This is a genomic window from Weissella diestrammenae (assembly GCF_014397255.1).
GTDB classification, from domain to species: domain Bacteria; phylum Bacillota; class Bacilli; order Lactobacillales; family Lactobacillaceae; genus Weissella; species Weissella diestrammenae.
The window spans coordinates 305,986-321,491 of the sequence record NZ_CP060724.1 but is presented as its reverse complement, the minus strand read 5'-3'; the positions used below and the strand labels follow the sequence as shown (position 1 = coordinate 321,491).

General features: G+C 39.0%; 17 protein-coding genes and 1 riboswitch. Of the genes, 13 read left to right on the top strand and 4 right to left on the bottom strand.

What is annotated here, in order from left to right:
- Window positions 1-130 precede the first annotated feature (130 nt).
- Entirely contained in the window at window positions 131-934 is an 804-nt protein-coding gene (locus H9L19_RS01670; protein WP_243198195.1) for a RecX family transcriptional regulator, read from the top strand.
- A gap of 101 nt (window positions 935-1,035) precedes the next feature.
- Window positions 1,036-1,587: a DUF402 domain-containing protein gene (locus H9L19_RS01665; protein WP_187529442.1), complete on the top strand. Its 552-nt coding sequence runs from the start codon at window positions 1,036-1,038 to the stop codon at window positions 1,585-1,587.
- 66 nt (window positions 1,588-1,653) lie between these two features.
- Here the strand turns inward: H9L19_RS01665 and H9L19_RS01660 are convergent, their stop codons facing one another.
- Window positions 1,654-2,397, bottom strand: a complete 744-nt coding sequence (locus H9L19_RS01660; protein WP_187529441.1) for a M15 family metallopeptidase — start codon at window positions 2,395-2,397, stop codon at window positions 1,654-1,656.
- Window positions 2,398-2,568: 171 nt separating this feature from the next.
- Between H9L19_RS01660 and H9L19_RS01655 the strand changes: the two genes are divergently transcribed.
- The 10 genes from H9L19_RS01655 to H9L19_RS01610 all read left to right on the top strand — a co-directional run bounded on the left by H9L19_RS01655 (window position 2,569) and on the right by H9L19_RS01610 (window position 11,410).
- Complete coding sequence (locus tag H9L19_RS01655; RefSeq protein ID WP_187529440.1) at window positions 2,569-3,759, top strand: aminotransferase class I/II-fold pyridoxal phosphate-dependent enzyme; 1,191 nt, start codon at window positions 2,569-2,571, stop codon at window positions 3,757-3,759.
- A gap of 81 nt (window positions 3,760-3,840) precedes the next feature.
- The gene (locus tag H9L19_RS01650; protein WP_187529439.1) at window positions 3,841-4,446 is read left to right on the top strand and encodes an ECF transporter S component; all 606 of its coding nucleotides are present in this window, start codon (window positions 3,841-3,843) and stop codon (window positions 4,444-4,446) included.
- Between the two features lie 104 nt (window positions 4,447-4,550).
- Window positions 4,551-5,441: a cation diffusion facilitator family transporter gene (locus H9L19_RS01645; protein WP_187529438.1), complete on the top strand. Its 891-nt coding sequence runs from the start codon at window positions 4,551-4,553 to the stop codon at window positions 5,439-5,441.
- A gap of 127 nt (window positions 5,442-5,568) precedes the next feature.
- On the top strand, window positions 5,569-5,946 hold the full coding sequence (locus H9L19_RS01640; protein ID WP_187529437.1) for a fluoride efflux transporter FluC: 378 nt from the start codon (window positions 5,569-5,571) through the stop codon (window positions 5,944-5,946).
- Window positions 5,943-6,302, top strand: coding sequence for a fluoride efflux transporter FluC (locus tag H9L19_RS01635; protein ID WP_187529436.1), 360 nt, complete (start codon window positions 5,943-5,945; stop codon window positions 6,300-6,302). The genes H9L19_RS01640 and H9L19_RS01635 overlap by 4 nt, the downstream gene beginning before the upstream one ends.
- A gap of 170 nt (window positions 6,303-6,472) precedes the next feature.
- Window positions 6,473-7,177 carry a CAP domain-containing protein gene (locus H9L19_RS01630; RefSeq protein ID WP_187529435.1) on the top strand — a complete coding sequence of 235 codons (705 nt, stop codon included), beginning with the start codon at window positions 6,473-6,475 and terminating at the stop codon, window positions 7,175-7,177.
- Window positions 7,178-7,273: 96 nt separating this feature from the next.
- On the top strand, window positions 7,274-8,524 hold the full coding sequence (locus H9L19_RS01625) for a peptidoglycan bridge formation glycyltransferase FemA/FemB family protein (protein WP_187529879.1): 1,251 nt from the start codon (window positions 7,274-7,276) through the stop codon (window positions 8,522-8,524).
- A 171-nt stretch (window positions 8,525-8,695) separates the two neighbouring features.
- Window positions 8,696-10,237, top strand: a complete 1,542-nt coding sequence (locus H9L19_RS01620) for an MDR family MFS transporter (RefSeq protein WP_187529434.1) — start codon at window positions 8,696-8,698, stop codon at window positions 10,235-10,237.
- Complete coding sequence (locus tag H9L19_RS01615) at window positions 10,234-10,824, top strand: DUF4811 domain-containing protein (RefSeq protein WP_187529433.1); 591 nt, start codon at window positions 10,234-10,236, stop codon at window positions 10,822-10,824. The genes H9L19_RS01620 and H9L19_RS01615 overlap by 4 nt, the downstream gene beginning before the upstream one ends.
- An 82-nt stretch (window positions 10,825-10,906) precedes the next feature.
- Window positions 10,907-11,410 (top strand): RluA family pseudouridine synthase, encoded by a 504-nt coding sequence (locus H9L19_RS01610; protein ID WP_187529432.1) that lies wholly within the window; start codon window positions 10,907-10,909, stop codon window positions 11,408-11,410.
- A 111-nt stretch (window positions 11,411-11,521) separates the two neighbouring features.
- Here H9L19_RS01610 and H9L19_RS01605 read toward each other — a convergent pair whose 3' ends face one another.
- The 3 genes from H9L19_RS01605 to H9L19_RS01595 are packed head-to-tail and all read right to left on the bottom strand — an operon-like array spanning window position 11,522 to window position 14,173.
- Window positions 11,522-12,199, bottom strand: coding sequence for an energy-coupling factor transporter transmembrane component T family protein (locus tag H9L19_RS01605; protein WP_187529431.1), 678 nt, complete (start codon window positions 12,197-12,199; stop codon window positions 11,522-11,524).
- Window positions 12,192-13,610 (bottom strand): ABC transporter ATP-binding protein, encoded by a 1,419-nt coding sequence (locus H9L19_RS01600; RefSeq protein ID WP_243198193.1) that lies wholly within the window; start codon window positions 13,608-13,610, stop codon window positions 12,192-12,194. Before H9L19_RS01600 ends, H9L19_RS01605 begins: the two co-directional genes overlap by 8 nt.
- Window positions 13,610-14,173 carry an ECF transporter S component gene (locus tag H9L19_RS01595; RefSeq protein WP_187529430.1) on the bottom strand — a complete coding sequence of 188 codons (564 nt, stop codon included), beginning with the start codon at window positions 14,171-14,173 and terminating at the stop codon, window positions 13,610-13,612. The genes H9L19_RS01600 and H9L19_RS01595 overlap by 1 nt, the downstream gene beginning before the upstream one ends.
- A 93-nt stretch (window positions 14,174-14,266) precedes the next feature.
- Window positions 14,267-14,359, bottom strand: a riboswitch (TPP riboswitch).
- A gap of 160 nt (window positions 14,360-14,519) precedes the next feature.
- On the opposite strand from H9L19_RS01595, the gene H9L19_RS01590 reads away from it, so the two are divergent.
- Window positions 14,520-15,491: a ribose-phosphate diphosphokinase gene (locus H9L19_RS01590; protein ID WP_187529429.1), complete on the top strand. Its 972-nt coding sequence runs from the start codon at window positions 14,520-14,522 to the stop codon at window positions 15,489-15,491.
- Window positions 15,492-15,506: the final 15 nt, after the last annotated feature.

Here is a 15,506-nt window from a genome sequence, read left to right as displayed (position 1 = left end):
TGATTATTATGGTGAAAAACACAAAGAAAAGTTGTTTGTTGTAACATACAAAATGTTGACATATAGCTTTCAATGGTGCAGTGACGATTGATTTTTATGTAACAGCGAATGATCGAGTTGAAAGGTAGAAATGATGGCAAAAGTGACACGTGTCACATCAACACGTAAACCAGGACGATACAATATTTATTTGGATGATGAATTTGCCTTCGCTGTTGATGAGAAGATTTTGACATCATATCAATTATTTAAAGATACGGTGGTATCTCCTGAGTTGCGAGAAGAAATCATTGCAGCGGAATATGAACAAAAAGCTTATCAAACGGCGCTAGTCTATGCTACTGGGGCAATTCATTCAGCCTATCAAGTGCGTTTGAAATTAATCGAAAAAGATTTCCCTGACTTTGTCATTAATCAGGCGATTGCACGATTAATTGATTTAAGTATTATTGATGATCAGCACTTCGCCGAAGTATACGTTGACGAACAAATGCAATCAGGTAAATTTGGGCCTCAAGGTGTAAATTTTAAGTTACGCCAGATGGGAATCGACGCATTGATGATTGAAGATGCTTTAGTTAAATACGATGATGAAAGTCAACGCGCTCATGTGTCACGCCTGGTAACGAAACTATTTGATAAGTATGATCGCGAATCGACAAGTATGGCTCGTCAGAAAGTAATGAAGAAGCTGTATCAGCAAGGATTTAGTCAAGCCATTATTGAAAAAGAAATCGCACAATATCAATTGAACAATCCTGTTGATGATGATGAGATGTGGGAAAATTTATCTCGTGAAGCTGAAAAAATTGTCCAACGTTATGATCAACTTGAAGGTTGGGAATTTGAAAGACGGGTTAAATCTGGCATGTATCGCAAAGGATTTGACTTAAATCAGGTCAGTTCGTGGCTTAAGGATTATCAGCATCGGTAAATGGAATTTTAGTGTTGAACAACTTGAGAAGCGCGGAAAGCGGAAATTATGGTATACTTTTAGAGAAAAGTTCGTGGTCTATGCCCGAAAGAAGGAAAGTTATGCAAGATAGTCGTTTACCGCGCGAGGGTGACTATATAACGATCAAAAGCTACAAACACGATGGGAGTCTTCACCGAACTTGGCGCGAGACGATGGTTTTGAAAACGAGTGAGAATGAAATTATAGGCATTAATGATCATACGGTTGTCATTGAAGATGATGGCCGTCGGTGGGTAACCCGTGAACCTGCAATTGTCTTTTTTCATCGAAAGTACTGGTTTAACATCGTCGCGATGATTCGAGATAATGGGGTGTCATATTACTGTAATTTGGCGACACCGTTTGTTTTAGATAAAGAAGCATTGAAGTATATTGATTATGATTTGGATGTTAAGGTTTATCCAGATGGTGAAAAGCGGTTACTCGATGCTGATGAATATCAGATGCATAGTGAAAAATGGCATTATCCGGATGATATAGACTTTATTTTAACTGAGCATGTTAAAATTTTGGTTGATTGGATACAAAACAAACGTGGCCCATTTTCAGATGCCTATGTTAATTTATGGTACCAGCGTTATCAGGAGATTAAACATCGAACCGATCGGTAGAGATAGTTGTTTGAGCCATATAGTAAAAAACCGAGCCATGAATGGCTCGGTTTTTATATTGTTCATTTAATCTAATATATTTGCCCATTGGAAACAAGGCTTTGTTGCACCATATAAAGCATAGTCTTCACCTGAACAAAAAGCCCAGTTTTGATTGCCGTAATCGAAATGCCACCACTCATTTGAAAAATTGGTAAAACCAACGGTAGTCATAATGTTATATAATAAGCGGCGATTATCGCGTGCTTGTATTTCAATAGCGGATAAGTCAGTACGCTGCTCTAAAAAGGCGGCACTGGAATGAGATGTGATGTCATCAAATGGTGACTGCATATCTAACACAAGTCCAGTTGCATCGACAATAGTTAAATCGATGGCACCGCCAGTATTATGGGGTGATGGTTTGTGTTGATCGCGTGATGGTAAAGCAACAGTCTCGAGTGTGGCTTGACGTAATTTGTTGAGAGACCAGTCAGGATGGTCAATTGCTAGTTTGCGATTAAGGGAATGAAATAATGCGGCTTGGGTTGACACAGAACGCCAAGCATCAAAGACCACAAATTTATAACCGGTGGGTAAAAGCTTGGTGGCCTCATATAACCGCTGTTGTACTGAACGTCGCGCGTACAATTCAGGCAGGGCGCCAGATAAGCCTTGAATAAAATAATCGGGTTTAATGAGAACTTTTTCTGGTAGGAAGCTAAGCGGGACGAGATCCTCGTTAGACTCGACAATTTCTTTTTGCATTACAGGTTCCCAACTCCAAAGCGGAGTGTCGCTTGGAATGGGCTGATTTAATAAGTTAGTCATTTATGTCCCTCGATTAGTACGATTTAGTGTATCTACTGTATAATGAAAATCATTAGAAATAAATAATAATTAATTGACGTCTCTTATATGTTCGCGAGGTATCAACTAATCTACTTCTATTTTAATATAGATAAAAAAAATATGTGAGAAAAGTTAGGGGAAATCAATCAAATGACAGATTCATTTATTCAACCATTGAATACGCGTGTGACTGAAATGACAATGGATGGTTTGACAAATTTTCAAAAACGAATTTCAGGGATTAAGGATATTGTACGGCTAACTTTTGGGGAACCAGGTTTTCCGGTAGATGATGTGGTTAAAAGCGCAATTATTGAAAGTGTGACAAATGATCAGTCTCACTACAGTGTTGCCGAAGGTGATCCAAAATTACGCCAAGCAGCAGTAAACTATTATAATGAAAAGTTCAATATGAATTTTGAAGGCGTTGACAATGTAATTGTTACATCTGGGGTTTCTGAAGCAATTTATGATACGTTTCAAACTTTACTTGATCTAGGCGATGGTATTATTATTCCGGAACCGGCATATCCACCTTATTTTGCAGCCATTGAATTAATCCATGGCAAGCTTTATAAGGTCGATACGAGCCAGACACATTTTAAGCTGACACCGGAAGCGGTTGAGCACGTGATGTCAACGACCAGTCAGCCAATTAAAGCCGTCCTTTTTAATTATCCTAGTAATCCAACTGGTGTGACTTATTCAAAAGACGAATTGGTGGCTTTGGCGGCGGTTTTTAAAAAATATAAATTGTGGGTGATTTCGGATGAAATCTACGCTGAATTGACGTATGATATGCCACATGTGTCAATGGTGACCTTATTACCAGAGCAGACAATTTTAATAACTGGATTATCAAAATCTCATGCTATGACAGGATATCGTATTGGCTTTATCATGGCCTCTAAAGCATTTATTACTGAAGCAGCTAAAGTACACGATACGATTACTTTTTCCTTGCCAAAAATAACACAAGATGGTGCGACAGCCGCTTTGACTTTGGCAAAAGATGCGCCGCTTGCAATGCGTCATATCTATCGTCAACGTCGGGATTTTGTTGTGACAGCGATGACAGAGATGGGCTTTGACATTGTTGACCCGCAAGGTGCATTCTATATTTTTGCTAGGATTCCGGCTGATTTTAATGCCGGAGAGGATGGCTTAAATTTTGCTTGGCAATTGGCAAATGAAGGTGGTGTGGGTGTCACACCCGGTATCTCATTTTCACAGCACACACGAGATTATATCCGCGTGTCGTATGCAGCTGATGATGAGGTGCTCACTGAAGCGATGCAACGGATGCATGATTGGATAACAGATATTCGAGACAAAAAATAGGGCATCGAATTAGTAGCTATGTAACGGATTAAATCAGGCATCATAATAAATGGTCAGCTAAACGATTGAGAGGAACAGAAAATGCAACAGACAAACGCAACGAGAAAATTAGTCTTAACGGCTATGTTTATTGCACTGATATTATTACAATGCTTCGTACCGTGGTTAGGATATATTCCAATTAACCCGGTTGTACAGGTAACGATTATTCCATTTACGATAGCGTTAGGTGGGATGGCACTTGGCCCAAAAGTTGGTGGTATGCTTGGTTTCATTATGGGCTTGTATTCTTTGTATAATGCCTGGACAATGCCAGTTAGCATTGGGGCGTTGATGTTTCGAAACCCTATCACAGCCATTGTCCCACGCATCTTGGTCGGGGTCATTGTTGGAATCGTCTATGCCAACTTTATTCGTAATCGCACGTTTAAAGTCAAAGCGATTAGTCTATTTGGCTTAGGAGCTTTGGCAGCGCTAACAAATACATTCTTTGTGATGGTTATTACGTGGGTCGGATTTAGTTTAATGCATACAACATTTACTGGTTTGCCTGATAACGTTGGAATTGTTTGGCTATTTACATCATTGGCTGGATTTAATGCGATTGTTGAGTTAGTAGTCGATGGTATTTTAGGGTTGTTAGTTGGCATGCCAGTCCTGACTTATTTAGCAAAATTTACAGCATAGTTAAATGACGCCTGTGGGCGTTTTTTATTTATTTAATTAATGAAAAACAATTCATATGATGTGGTAAACTGATAATAAAGTTTGAGAGAGACGAGGATTAAGGAATGGCTCACCAACACGAGATACCAGATGCAACAAATAAGCGTTTTTTGATTGCAACTGTTATGAACGTCATCATTACAGTTGCTGAATTGTTTGGGGGAATTATTTCTGGGTCATTAGCTTTAATTTCAGATGCAGTACATAATTTCACAGATGTTTTGTCTTTGATCATTGCTTGGATTGCACAACTTATTTCAGGAAAAAGGACGAGTGAACGTAATACCTTTGGTTATCGACGCGCACAAATTATTGCAGCATTCGTTAATTCTATTTTTTTGATGGTCATTTCAATTGTGTTGCTTATCGAATCAGTGCGCGGCTTTATGGCACCGCATCCAATTAAAGGGATGTTGATGTTGATTATTGCAATCATTGGTTTGGTGGCTAATGTGGTGACCGGTCTAATGTTAATGGGTGGTAAAGCAAATTTAAATACTAAGGCAGCATTGTTGCATGTCCTCGGTGATGCGCTTTCTTCAGTCGGCGTCATCTTTGCAGCGATTATGATTTACTTTTTCAATTGGATTTTCTTGGATCCATTAATGACTTTAATTGTTGCAGGTTATATTATATTTGCTACTTATCCGGTTTTAAAAGATGCGACACAGATTTTAATGCAGGCGAATCCAATTTTGAATTTTGAACAAATTAAAGCGGATATTCTCACTTGCCCTTATGTGTTAGGCGCACATCATTTTCATGCGTGGCAAATTGATGAAGAACATACAATGCTATCATTCCATGTCACGATGCGAAATCAATTGTTGTCCGAAGTAGAAAAAAGTAGTGATGAGATGCGACGTGTGATTATGGAAAAATATCATGTATCACATGTGACAATTCAGCCTGAGGTTGATCACGAACAAGAAACAGTGGTCGATTATGATGAATAATTAGGGAAAAACACTTGAAAGCTAGTCAGAAATGTTAGACAGAATGACGGTGAGAAGTAAGTCATGCCTTGTGTGAACGGGGGATATTATTGAAACCGGTATAAAAGTAGAAAGTGTGAAATTTGAGATGAACTGGCAGATAATTAAACGTGGTATGGTTGTTGGCATCGGTGGGTTTATCGGTGGTGGTTGTCGGCAAGCTATCGAATTGTTATTCGCGCAACAGTTTCCAGTGGGGACGATTATCATTAATTTGAGCGGGACATTCTTATCAGTTTTACTGGTAACAATCCTATCGAAATATTGGCATGTTGCACAATGGGTTGCTGATTTTTTATTAGTGGGTGTCCTAGGCGCTTATACGACCTATTCAACCGCTATGTTAGATATAGTGAAGGTCCCGTTAATGATTGCGATTGCATATTGGCTAATTAGTGTTATCGGTGGCGTGACTATGGTTTACTTGGCTCGCTGGGCCGTTCGAGATAAAGGTGGCGTGAAATGATTTGGATGGTTGGAATTGGTGCTGGAATCGGGTCGATTGCGCGACTCTATCTCTTAGAAGTGGCACCAAAAATTTTTGGTCAGGGTCGCAATTGGATGGTTATGTTAATTAATCTCCTTGCGGCATTATTGATGGGCTTTCTCTTCGGCTTACATCTTAATCAGGCGAGTAGTCTGTTTTGGATGACAGGGATTTTAGGTGGGTTTTCAACTTTTTCTGCCCCGATTGTCGAATTGGCAGATGGTTTGTTAGAGCAATCACAACGGATGGGTGTTTTATTAAAAACAGGATTAGCATTTATTGGCGGTATTCCAATTTTAGTATTGGGTTATTGGCTTGCCCAAATTCTAGTTTGAGATAAATTTGACAAATTCAAAGGAAATATTAAATATTTTGTAAAGTTAAAGGGCTGAACTGTTTAACTACTGTAATATTTTTGTTACTTACCTCTGGTATATTTATATCTATAGTAATTCACGTAGGAAAATTGCGTTGATAAACACAGTTAAAGGTGAGAATAAAAATTATGAAGAATGTAAAGAAAATTTTTGGTACAGCAATCGCAGCAGCAGCTGCAACAGTTCCATTTTTAGGAGGCCATGCCTCAGCCGATCAAGCACAATCATTCCGCGATACGTCAGTTGATGACGCTAAGAAAGTCGCAGATGAGGCAGCCAATACACCAACCTATACGGTCCAATCTGGTGATACTTTAGCAAGTATTTCAGAAGTTACTGGTGTTTCTGTTACTGATCTACAACGTTTTAATAAGTTGGGAACAAATAGTTTGATTGTTACTGGGTCACAGTTGAAGTTGTCAGACGGAACGGAAAGTAGTACGACACAAAATACTGCTGCCGCACAGACAACGGCGACTGCTAGTACGAATTCAACAGCCGTTGATTCAAATGATTCAACTTTGGCTGCTTTGAATGCTATGCGAGCAAATGCTGGTTTGCCTCAATTAACTTGGGATGCCAGTTTAGCTGCCAAAGCTCAAGGGCGGGCTGCATTAGTTGCTGCGTCTGGTATTCCAGCAGATCATTTCCGGCTTAGTACTGAAGTGATTGCTATTGGTTGGTCAGCAGGTTCATCTGTTATTTCTGCATGGTATAACGAAACGAACATGGTGGGTGCCGCCAATGGTCATCGTAATTGGGAAATGAACGCATCATTTACGCACGTTGGATTTGGATATGTCAACGGTGTGATTGTTGGTGAAGCTTATTAAAGGTATTGATAAAAAACCGGTTGCTACCGGTTTTTTTGTTTCTAATCGCGTATAGTAATAACAAGAGATGTTATTAATGAAAAAGTGAGAAGTGAGATTATGTATCAATTTGTCGAATTGAATGAAACTGAATATGACAATTTTGAACGTCAACAGATAAATGGCACTTTTGTGCAATCTGCGCGTCAAGCTGAATTATTAAAAAGCCGTGGGTATGACGTTTGGTTATTAGGCGTAAAAGACAAGCATCAAATTGTTGCTGCGGCTCTGGTACTTCGAGAGAAAATTCATATGGGCTATGTTTTTTCAATTGACCATGGCCCCTTGTTGAATTTTGATCAACCGATACTTGTCAAATTTTTCATAAATGGAATCATTAAATTTGCCCGTCAACATCAAGGCCTTTTCATTGAATTACGACCTAATATCACGTACCTCGAAACCGATAATCATGGTAATTTATTACGTCCAAGTCACGATGCGGCTATCAGTATGTTTGAAAGCTTGGGATTTAGTCATCAACCATTTACCCTTGGCATGTCAACTGATGGTTCACCGGAATGGGAATATGTCAAAGATTTATCAGACATTCATGATGATAGCGCTTTACGGGACTCTTATGATAAAAAAGTTAATTATTATTTGAAGAAAAATGCCCAATTTGGTGTGACTTTACGTTATTTAAAGCGCGCTGATTTGATAGAATTTAAAACATTAACTGAAACAACGGCCAAGCGGTTGGCGTACCACGATAAGGATTTGGACTTCTATCAAAAAGCATACGATATTTATGGAGACGAAGTGACATATGTCGTTGCTGAACTTGACTTTGCGGCATATTTGGCTGAAGAACGGCAACATGTTGAGTTGTTATCGCAAAAGATTACCAAAATTGAAGACAAAATGGTGAAGTATCCGGATAATCCGAAGTTTAAACGCCAACAAGCTGAATATATTAGTCAAAAAGAAGCACATGATAAACGCATTGCGACTGCTTCAGATCAGTGGCAAGCCGCAGGACAAGATCAAGTAATTGTGGCTGGCGCGATGTTTATTGAGCAACCACAAGAGATAACCTATTTATACTCTGGTACGTATGAAACATATATGGAATATTATGGCCCCTATCAGATTCAAGATGCAATGTTGAGGCACGCAATTAGCAAGGGAATTAAACGTTTTAATTTCTACGGAATTGCTGGTCGATTTGATGGGAGTGATGGGGTATTAAAGTTTAAAACGGTCTTTAATGGTCATGCGCGTCAATTAATTGGAAAATTTATCTTACCGGTTCATCCGTTCAAGTATCGAATTTATCGGACTTTAAAACATATGCTTAGACGATAATCGGTGCAATGATTATATCTTTTCAAGTAATCAGCATCCTGCTTTTTGGATGCTTTTTTGTTGTATTTTTAAACGTTTTCATGAAAAAATGAAATAAAAGGATTGCATCCTTTGTTAAATTACTTTACAATGTTTAAATACTAAAAGCTTATCAATATCTAGGAGGACAAAATGACAGAGAATACTAATCAAGCATTAGATATTCATGGAAAGCCATACTCACGTGTGACATTAATCGTGATTATTTTATTTGCAACATTTGCTGGAATGCTCAACCAAACATCGTTAGGGACAGCATTACCCACATTAATGAAAGATTTTGACATTACAATGGCGACTGCGCAACAGGCAACAACGTGGTTTCTATTGGTAAATGGGATTATGGTGCCAGTATCGGCATTCTTAATGACTAAGTTTCCAACGAAGTGGCTCTATCAGTCTGCTTATGCTTTATTATTTGCTGGAATGTTGCTATCAGCATTAACGCCGGCTGATAAAGACTATTGGATGATGTTTATTGCTGGACGTGCCCTACAAGCGATGGCTGTCGGTATCACAATGCCGTTGATGCAATTAGTCATGGTTAATGTGTTCCCACCCGAGAAGCGGGGTGCCGTGATGGGATTAGGTGGCTTAGTCATCGGAATGGCCCCAGCGATTGGTCCCACGTTATCAGGATGGATTTTGGAAAAGGATCATACCATTTTAGGGCTGACATTATCTAATTCATGGCGTTCAATCTTCGTCTTTCCACTAATCGTATTAGGATTGGCATTAGTACTTGGTTTCTTTTTCCTTAAAGATGTTATTCCAAATCGAAACAGTAAGCTTGATTGGTTATCACTTGCTTTGTCAACATTAGGCTTTGGAAGCTTCTTGTGGGGCTTCACAAATGTTGCCTCAGATGGTTGGGGTGCTGGTCAGACTGTTATCCTACCTATACTATTTGGAATTGGGATTATCGGACTATTCATCTGGCGTCAATTAGTAATGCCTGTGCCATTCTTAAATGTCCGTGTCTTTATGAATAAGCAATTTACGTTGACAACATTATCAGTATCATTAGCAATGATGGCGATGATGGGTGTTGAAATGATGTTACCGCTATACATGCAAAATGTGCACGGCTTAACACCATTAGAATCGGGAATTGCGCTTTTGCCAGGTGCATTAATGATGGGAATTATTTCGCCAATTGCAGGTATTGCATATGACAAGGTTGGCGCTAAGCGTTTGGCACGTGTCGGGTTCTTGATCTTAGCAATCGGTACTTTGCCATTCCTATTCTTAGGAATTGATACGCCAGTGCACTTTATCACATTATTGTATGCACTGCGCATGTTTGGTATTGCCATGGTGATGATGCCGTTGACAGCTTCAGCGATGTCAGCATTACCGATCGAACAATCTGCAAATGGTACAGCTTCAAATAATACGGCCCGGCAAATCGCTTCTGCGGTGGTTGTGGCGTTGTTAACATCTGTTACTCAAAATATTATTTCACATCAAACGCCAGTGCATAGCTTACAGGTTGAAAATCCGATTAAATATGCTGCAAAAATGGCGCAAGCATCACTCGATGGTTTCCATGTTTCTTTTGCAATTGGACTTGGTTTTGCACTCTTAGGATTTCTAGTTGCGAATTTCTTAGCCGGTATGCATAAGTCACAGGTGGTTGATTTACAAACTACTGAGGAGGGAGAATCATTATGATGATTTTGGTCATGGCAGTTTTAGCCGTCTTCACCTTTTACGCATTTATATTTGTCAAAAATCAAATTGCGCGAGAAGTATTAGGATTTACGGGTGTTCTGTTATTGTTAGGTGCAGTTGGATTAACAACCTTGAATTTTAATGCACATTGGGGAATGAAAAAAGTCACCACGACTCAGACTAAAAATATTTACTCGGCGGCACCAGATCAGTTACCGGTTAAATTATTGATTACGCAAGAAATCGGCACTAAAGCTGATGATTATGTCATGGTTTATCGTGATAATGCCAATGATAAGCAAGCTAAAGCACATTTTGTGCCGAATAAATCTGATATGAATCAATTGATTCATACGATAGCACGATACGAATTTAAAGCAGTTAATCAAGCTACGGTCACGACAGAGACTACACGATGGCGCTTTGATTCAGATCTATCTCGTTGGCTATTTGGATTTACTGGTATCGATGGGAGTCTTGTGAAAAAAGAGCATCTTGTTACCTTGCCTAAGCAAGGGTGGCAAGCAATGACAGCAAAAGAAGCGCAGGCGATGCAAGCTCAAATGGCAGCCAAAATGGCGCATTAATTAGGATCATAGTAAAACGTCAAGATACTTATCTTGGCGTTTTATGTTATGCTGAGAAAAAGATAGAATGGAACTAAGAACGATGGCGCAGCAAATATTATTTGAAGATGAATCAATTTTGGTGATTAATAAGGCAGTGGGTGAAAGCATAGTCGGGGGTGTACTGGCATTACCCAATGATGTATCAGGGATTGAAATTAGCATGAAACCAGGCTATCAAGCTGATTTATTACAGTATCGAGTGACATACTTGGCCTGGATTGAAGGTCATTTGCCGCTCGAAAATGAACGGTTTGATGATTGGCAATGGACAAAGGTGCATACGGTTTATCAAACGACACTTGTTCGTATGACGACCAATCATTTGTCGGCAGTTGAAATTCAATCAGCATGGCAATCATTTGGACATCCGATTATTGATGTTGAAAATAATCAGGGGCAGCACATAGCTAGTTCCCGATTATTACTCCATGCTAGCGCGATACAACTGAGATTACCAATAACCAAGCAGCAAATTGAAATTGGTGCCCCGATACCAAAGAATTTCCCGCGTAATTTTAAGCCTAATCAGGGCGCTAGTCGGTAAGTATCGATTACGCCTTTGAGGTCATTTATATTTTATTTTAATAACAAAAAAACATGTATCGACATTGATGATACATGTTTTTTTTAATCACAAATGAGGTGATGTAGATACTTATTTTGGAAGCATACTAAAATAATAGATATTAATCAATATAATAATGACAGTCAACATGATAACTTGCCAAAGTGGCAGAACGTCGGGGTCAGGTTCTGAGCGATTGAAACCTTCAGAAAAGCCATGAGAAGTCATTGCCTCAGCTAAGTCAGTTGACCAGTTTAGTGCGCTGACGATTGCCTTGAAATATAAGTGCGGATGCCATAAATGATAGGACAAGCCGCGGAGCTCAGCTGCATATTGAATTGTCTTTAATTGTTGTTTGACTCTCGGCAATAGGTTAAATGCAGCCAATAAACCAAATGTAAATGTATTTGGTAGTTTTACGTGCTGATGAAGACTCAAAAGTAATGGTTGAATATTGGTTGTCAGCGTAATGGCGGCGCCCAATAAAAGATAAGCGTAGAGTCGTGTTGTGTAGACTGCTGCTAAATAAATCGGCTGTGTCGTACTAAAAAGCCAAAATGAGAGCCAAGTACCAATTGCAAAAGGTAGTGAGACGAATAGCATCAGGAGTAATGTTTTGTATTTAACCTTGGTTAATAGCAGGTAAATGAGTGCTAATCCAATCAGAATCAAGTTGAGACTAATACTTTTAATAAAGGAAATCTCTAAAGATAACCAGAGGACAAAGAGCGTTAATAAGGTTGGATTGACATGCCACCATTTAGTCATGAATGCTATCCTCCCCCAATAAATGTAGTTTGTGATTGGTCATCGTTAATTCAAAATCGATAAAATTCTCTAAACCATGACGTTGATGTGAGATGAGTAAAATACTATGACCAGTTTGATTAACGTAATTTCGCATTAGTGTTAAAACTTGATTCAAAGAGTCCTTGTCTAATCCAGCAAATGGTTCATCAAATAATAGAATTGGCAGATTTAAAATAAGTAACGACAAAATTTGTAACTTCTTTTGTTGACCACCAGATAAGCGGTAGACAACATGTGATAATAAATCGGACAACTGCAATTGTTTTAATGATTTCTCAATCCGAGTTGACGTCCAAAACTCAGATGATTGTGTCTGCTTTTTGCTCAATAGGATTTCTTCTTCAACTGTCATAGTAACAAATTGGTCAGTAGCAGTTTGAAAGCCATACCCAATAACTTTTGCTCGTTGTTTAGGCCTTAATTGACTAAGGCTTTTTTGGTGCCAAGTAATTTGCCCAGTATAGGCGATTTGTTGCGTCAATGCTTTAAAAAAAGTTGTTTTTCCTGCACCGTTAGGACCTGAAATGATACCGATTTGACCGTAAGGTATGCTGAATTCATTAGCTTGAATGAGTAAAGTATTTGATAGTTGAACCTGTAGATTTTGCCATGATAAAGGACTTACCTGTTGATTCATTCGATTTTCAAATTGGACCGTTGTTGGTTGCGCCTTGAGTAGGTTCAAGCTTGCTTCATTGAGTTGGCCATTGGCATGCAGTTGATATAGACAATCGACAAGACCATCATAGCCGCTTAAATCGTGATCCGAAATAAAAATAGTTTTTCCACGTGTCTGCTGTAGTTTTTGGAGTGCAGTGAGTAATGACTGACGCGCCATAGGGTCAATATTTGCGAATGGTTCATCCAATAAAATAATGTCGGCGTCCATGGCAATGATGGTTGCCAATGCGACTTTTTGTTGTTCGCCACCAGATAAATGGCGAATTTGATGATGTGCTAAATGTGTAATACCAACAAATGCAAGTGCCGATTGAATTCGGTCAGGCATTTCGTTTGGGTCAAATTGTAAATTACCTAGTGCAAATTTGACTTCCTCATATGGTGTTGCCATTGCAAATTGGCGCAGTGGATTTTGAAATAGCATGGCAACATGCTGTGCACGTTCATAAGGTACGATATCTGCAACCGGTTGTGCATTGAGTAAGACTTCTCCAGCAGTAATTTTTCCAGCAAATTTTGGATATAATCCAGCTAATAGTTTTAACAAAGTTGATTTACCAGAACCACTGACACCAATCAATAAATTGAAGCTGTTTGGATTAAGGGTTAATGAAATGTTGTTGAGAATTGGTTGTTGATCAGATTGATAAGTAAAATTGAGTTGATGTGTACTGAGTGTTGTCATCATTATCGATTTAAAATACCAGATTGACTGACCAATTGATTAATCCAGTACACTAAAATACCAGCAAAGAAACCAATTGATAAGAAGCGGACAATAAATAACAAGATGAGTAGGTTGAAATGATAATCGAGATACCCACTTTGGAATAGATCCCAGATAAATGTGATGATTGTGGCTGAAATTGTTGAGAAAAATAGGGCTATTTTTGACCAATTTTTATAACCCGTGACAGCAAAGCCTAATTCAGATGCAAAGCCTTGAATAAAGCCGCTGATAATATTGGCAGCGCCCCATTGGGAAAACAAAAACATTTCGACGACGGCTGCTAATAGTTCGCCAATTAGTGTTGCACCAACTTTTTTAAGCATTAATCCAGCCAGTGGACCAGCCATTAACCAAACACCAAGGGTTATATCGTTTGCAAATGGCTTAAGTGGTGTAGCGGCAATCACATTATATGAAAGGCCCCAAACTTCATAGATGACACCAAAGAAAATTGCAATAATTGCTAAGAAGATAACGTCTTTTAATGCCCAACGTTGTTTCTTGTCTGAAATAGTTTGCATAATACAAAAAGGCTCCTAAAAATAGTATTTTGACATTTCAAACAAACAAAAAGCCACTCTCAAAAAAGCTTTTGAGGGTGGCTAATCTACTTAAGAGTAAATAACCAAGCTCCCTGCGTCGGCATTAACCGTATCAGGTTCAATGGGTTTTGTCTCAGCCAATTGTTGGCACCCCAGCTTGTTTGATTTGTCTACCACAGTGTAGACGACATCTGTAGATTTGACAAGTCTATATTTTATTTTTATGAAAATCGAATGACATAAAATTTGATTGATCCTGTCGTGCTTATTATGCAGATTTTTGATAAAATGAAAGCATAATAAGGATTATCTGGAGGATTAACCTGTGGAAAGTGAATTAAAGCTTATTGGTTTACGAACTAATAATGCCTTGGCACAAAAAATTGCTGATGAAATGGGTATTCCTTTGATGCCCATTACGATAACAAGTTTTGCGGATGGCGAAATCTATGAACGGGTACTAGAAAGTGTACGTGGTGATGATGTCTATCTCATTGCACCTATTGCAGGCGAAGTTAATGATAGTTTTATGGAAATCATGATTGCTGTTGATGCATTACGGCGTGCATCAGCTTATCGTATCAATCTCGTACTACCATATTTTGGCTACGTTCGGCAGGATCGTAAAACGAAATCTCGAGAACCAATCACTGCGAAAATGGTGTCATCATTAATCGAAATGAACGGTGTTGCGCGTGTTTTGGCAGTTGATCTCCATGCTGATCAGGTGCAAGGTTTTTTTGATATACCAGTTGATCAGTTATTATCAGCACCGCTTTTAACGGAGTATTTCTTTGGACGCAATTTAACAGATGATATGACCGTTTTTGCACCCGATCATGCTGGGGCTGGTCGTGCCCGCCAATTTGCAGCAATTTTAGATACGCCATGGGGTGTTATTAATGACCGCGCCGTTCAAAGCGACATTACTAGTCCAAATGGGATTGTTGGCGACGTGAAGGGCCGTCGCGCAATCGTTGTGGATGACATTATCGATACTGGGCGTCGGATGATTACTTCGGCTAGAGCTTTAAAACATGCAGGTGCGACTGAAGTTTATGTCGTTGCAACGCATGGTGTTTTCTCAGATGGCTCAGTGGAAGCGCTAGCAACTTGTGAAGAAATCGCCAAAGTAATTGTCACTGATTCAGTCGAAATTCCGACTGAAAAGCAATTTGCGAAACTCGAAATAATGACTGTAGCACCATTGGTAGCAGAGGCGATTAACCGATTACGCAATGACCAAGACTTGTCTGGTCTTTTACGATCACGACATAAACCAGATGTAAAAATCTAAACGATAAATAACGTA

Bases quoted from the DNA above. Each gene is read 5' to 3' on its own strand.
- H9L19_RS01610 (WP_187529432.1), top strand. From the start codon at position 10,907: ATGGCGCAGCAAATATTATTTGAAGATGAATCAATTTTGGTGATTAAT.
- H9L19_RS01595 (WP_187529430.1), bottom strand. From the start codon at position 14,173: ATGCAAACTATTTCAGACAAGAAACAACGTTGGGCATTAAAAGACGTT.
- H9L19_RS01605 (WP_187529431.1), bottom strand. From the start codon at position 12,199: ATGACTAAATGGTGGCATGTCAATCCAACCTTATTAACGCTCTTTGTC.
- H9L19_RS01630 (WP_187529435.1), top strand. From the start codon at position 6,473: ATGAAGAATGTAAAGAAAATTTTTGGTACAGCAATCGCAGCAGCAGCT.
- H9L19_RS01615 (WP_187529433.1), top strand. From the start codon at position 10,234: ATGATGATTTTGGTCATGGCAGTTTTAGCCGTCTTCACCTTTTACGCA.
- H9L19_RS01650 (WP_187529439.1), top strand. From the start codon at position 3,841: ATGCAACAGACAAACGCAACGAGAAAATTAGTCTTAACGGCTATGTTT.
- H9L19_RS01635 (WP_187529436.1), top strand. From the start codon at position 5,943: ATGATTTGGATGGTTGGAATTGGTGCTGGAATCGGGTCGATTGCGCGA.
- H9L19_RS01660 (WP_187529441.1), bottom strand. From the start codon at position 2,397: ATGACTAACTTATTAAATCAGCCCATTCCAAGCGACACTCCGCTTTGG.
- H9L19_RS01655 (WP_187529440.1), top strand. From the start codon at position 2,569: ATGACAGATTCATTTATTCAACCATTGAATACGCGTGTGACTGAAATG.
- H9L19_RS01670 (WP_243198195.1), top strand. From the start codon at position 131: ATGATGGCAAAAGTGACACGTGTCACATCAACACGTAAACCAGGACGA.
- H9L19_RS01640 (WP_187529437.1), top strand. From the start codon at position 5,569: ATGAACTGGCAGATAATTAAACGTGGTATGGTTGTTGGCATCGGTGGG.
- H9L19_RS01600 (WP_243198193.1), bottom strand. From the start codon at position 13,610: ATGATGACAACACTCAGTACACATCAACTCAATTTTACTTATCAATCT.
- H9L19_RS01645 (WP_187529438.1), top strand. From the start codon at position 4,551: ATGGCTCACCAACACGAGATACCAGATGCAACAAATAAGCGTTTTTTG.
- H9L19_RS01620 (WP_187529434.1), top strand. From the start codon at position 8,696: ATGACAGAGAATACTAATCAAGCATTAGATATTCATGGAAAGCCATAC.
- H9L19_RS01665 (WP_187529442.1), top strand. From the start codon at position 1,036: ATGCAAGATAGTCGTTTACCGCGCGAGGGTGACTATATAACGATCAAA.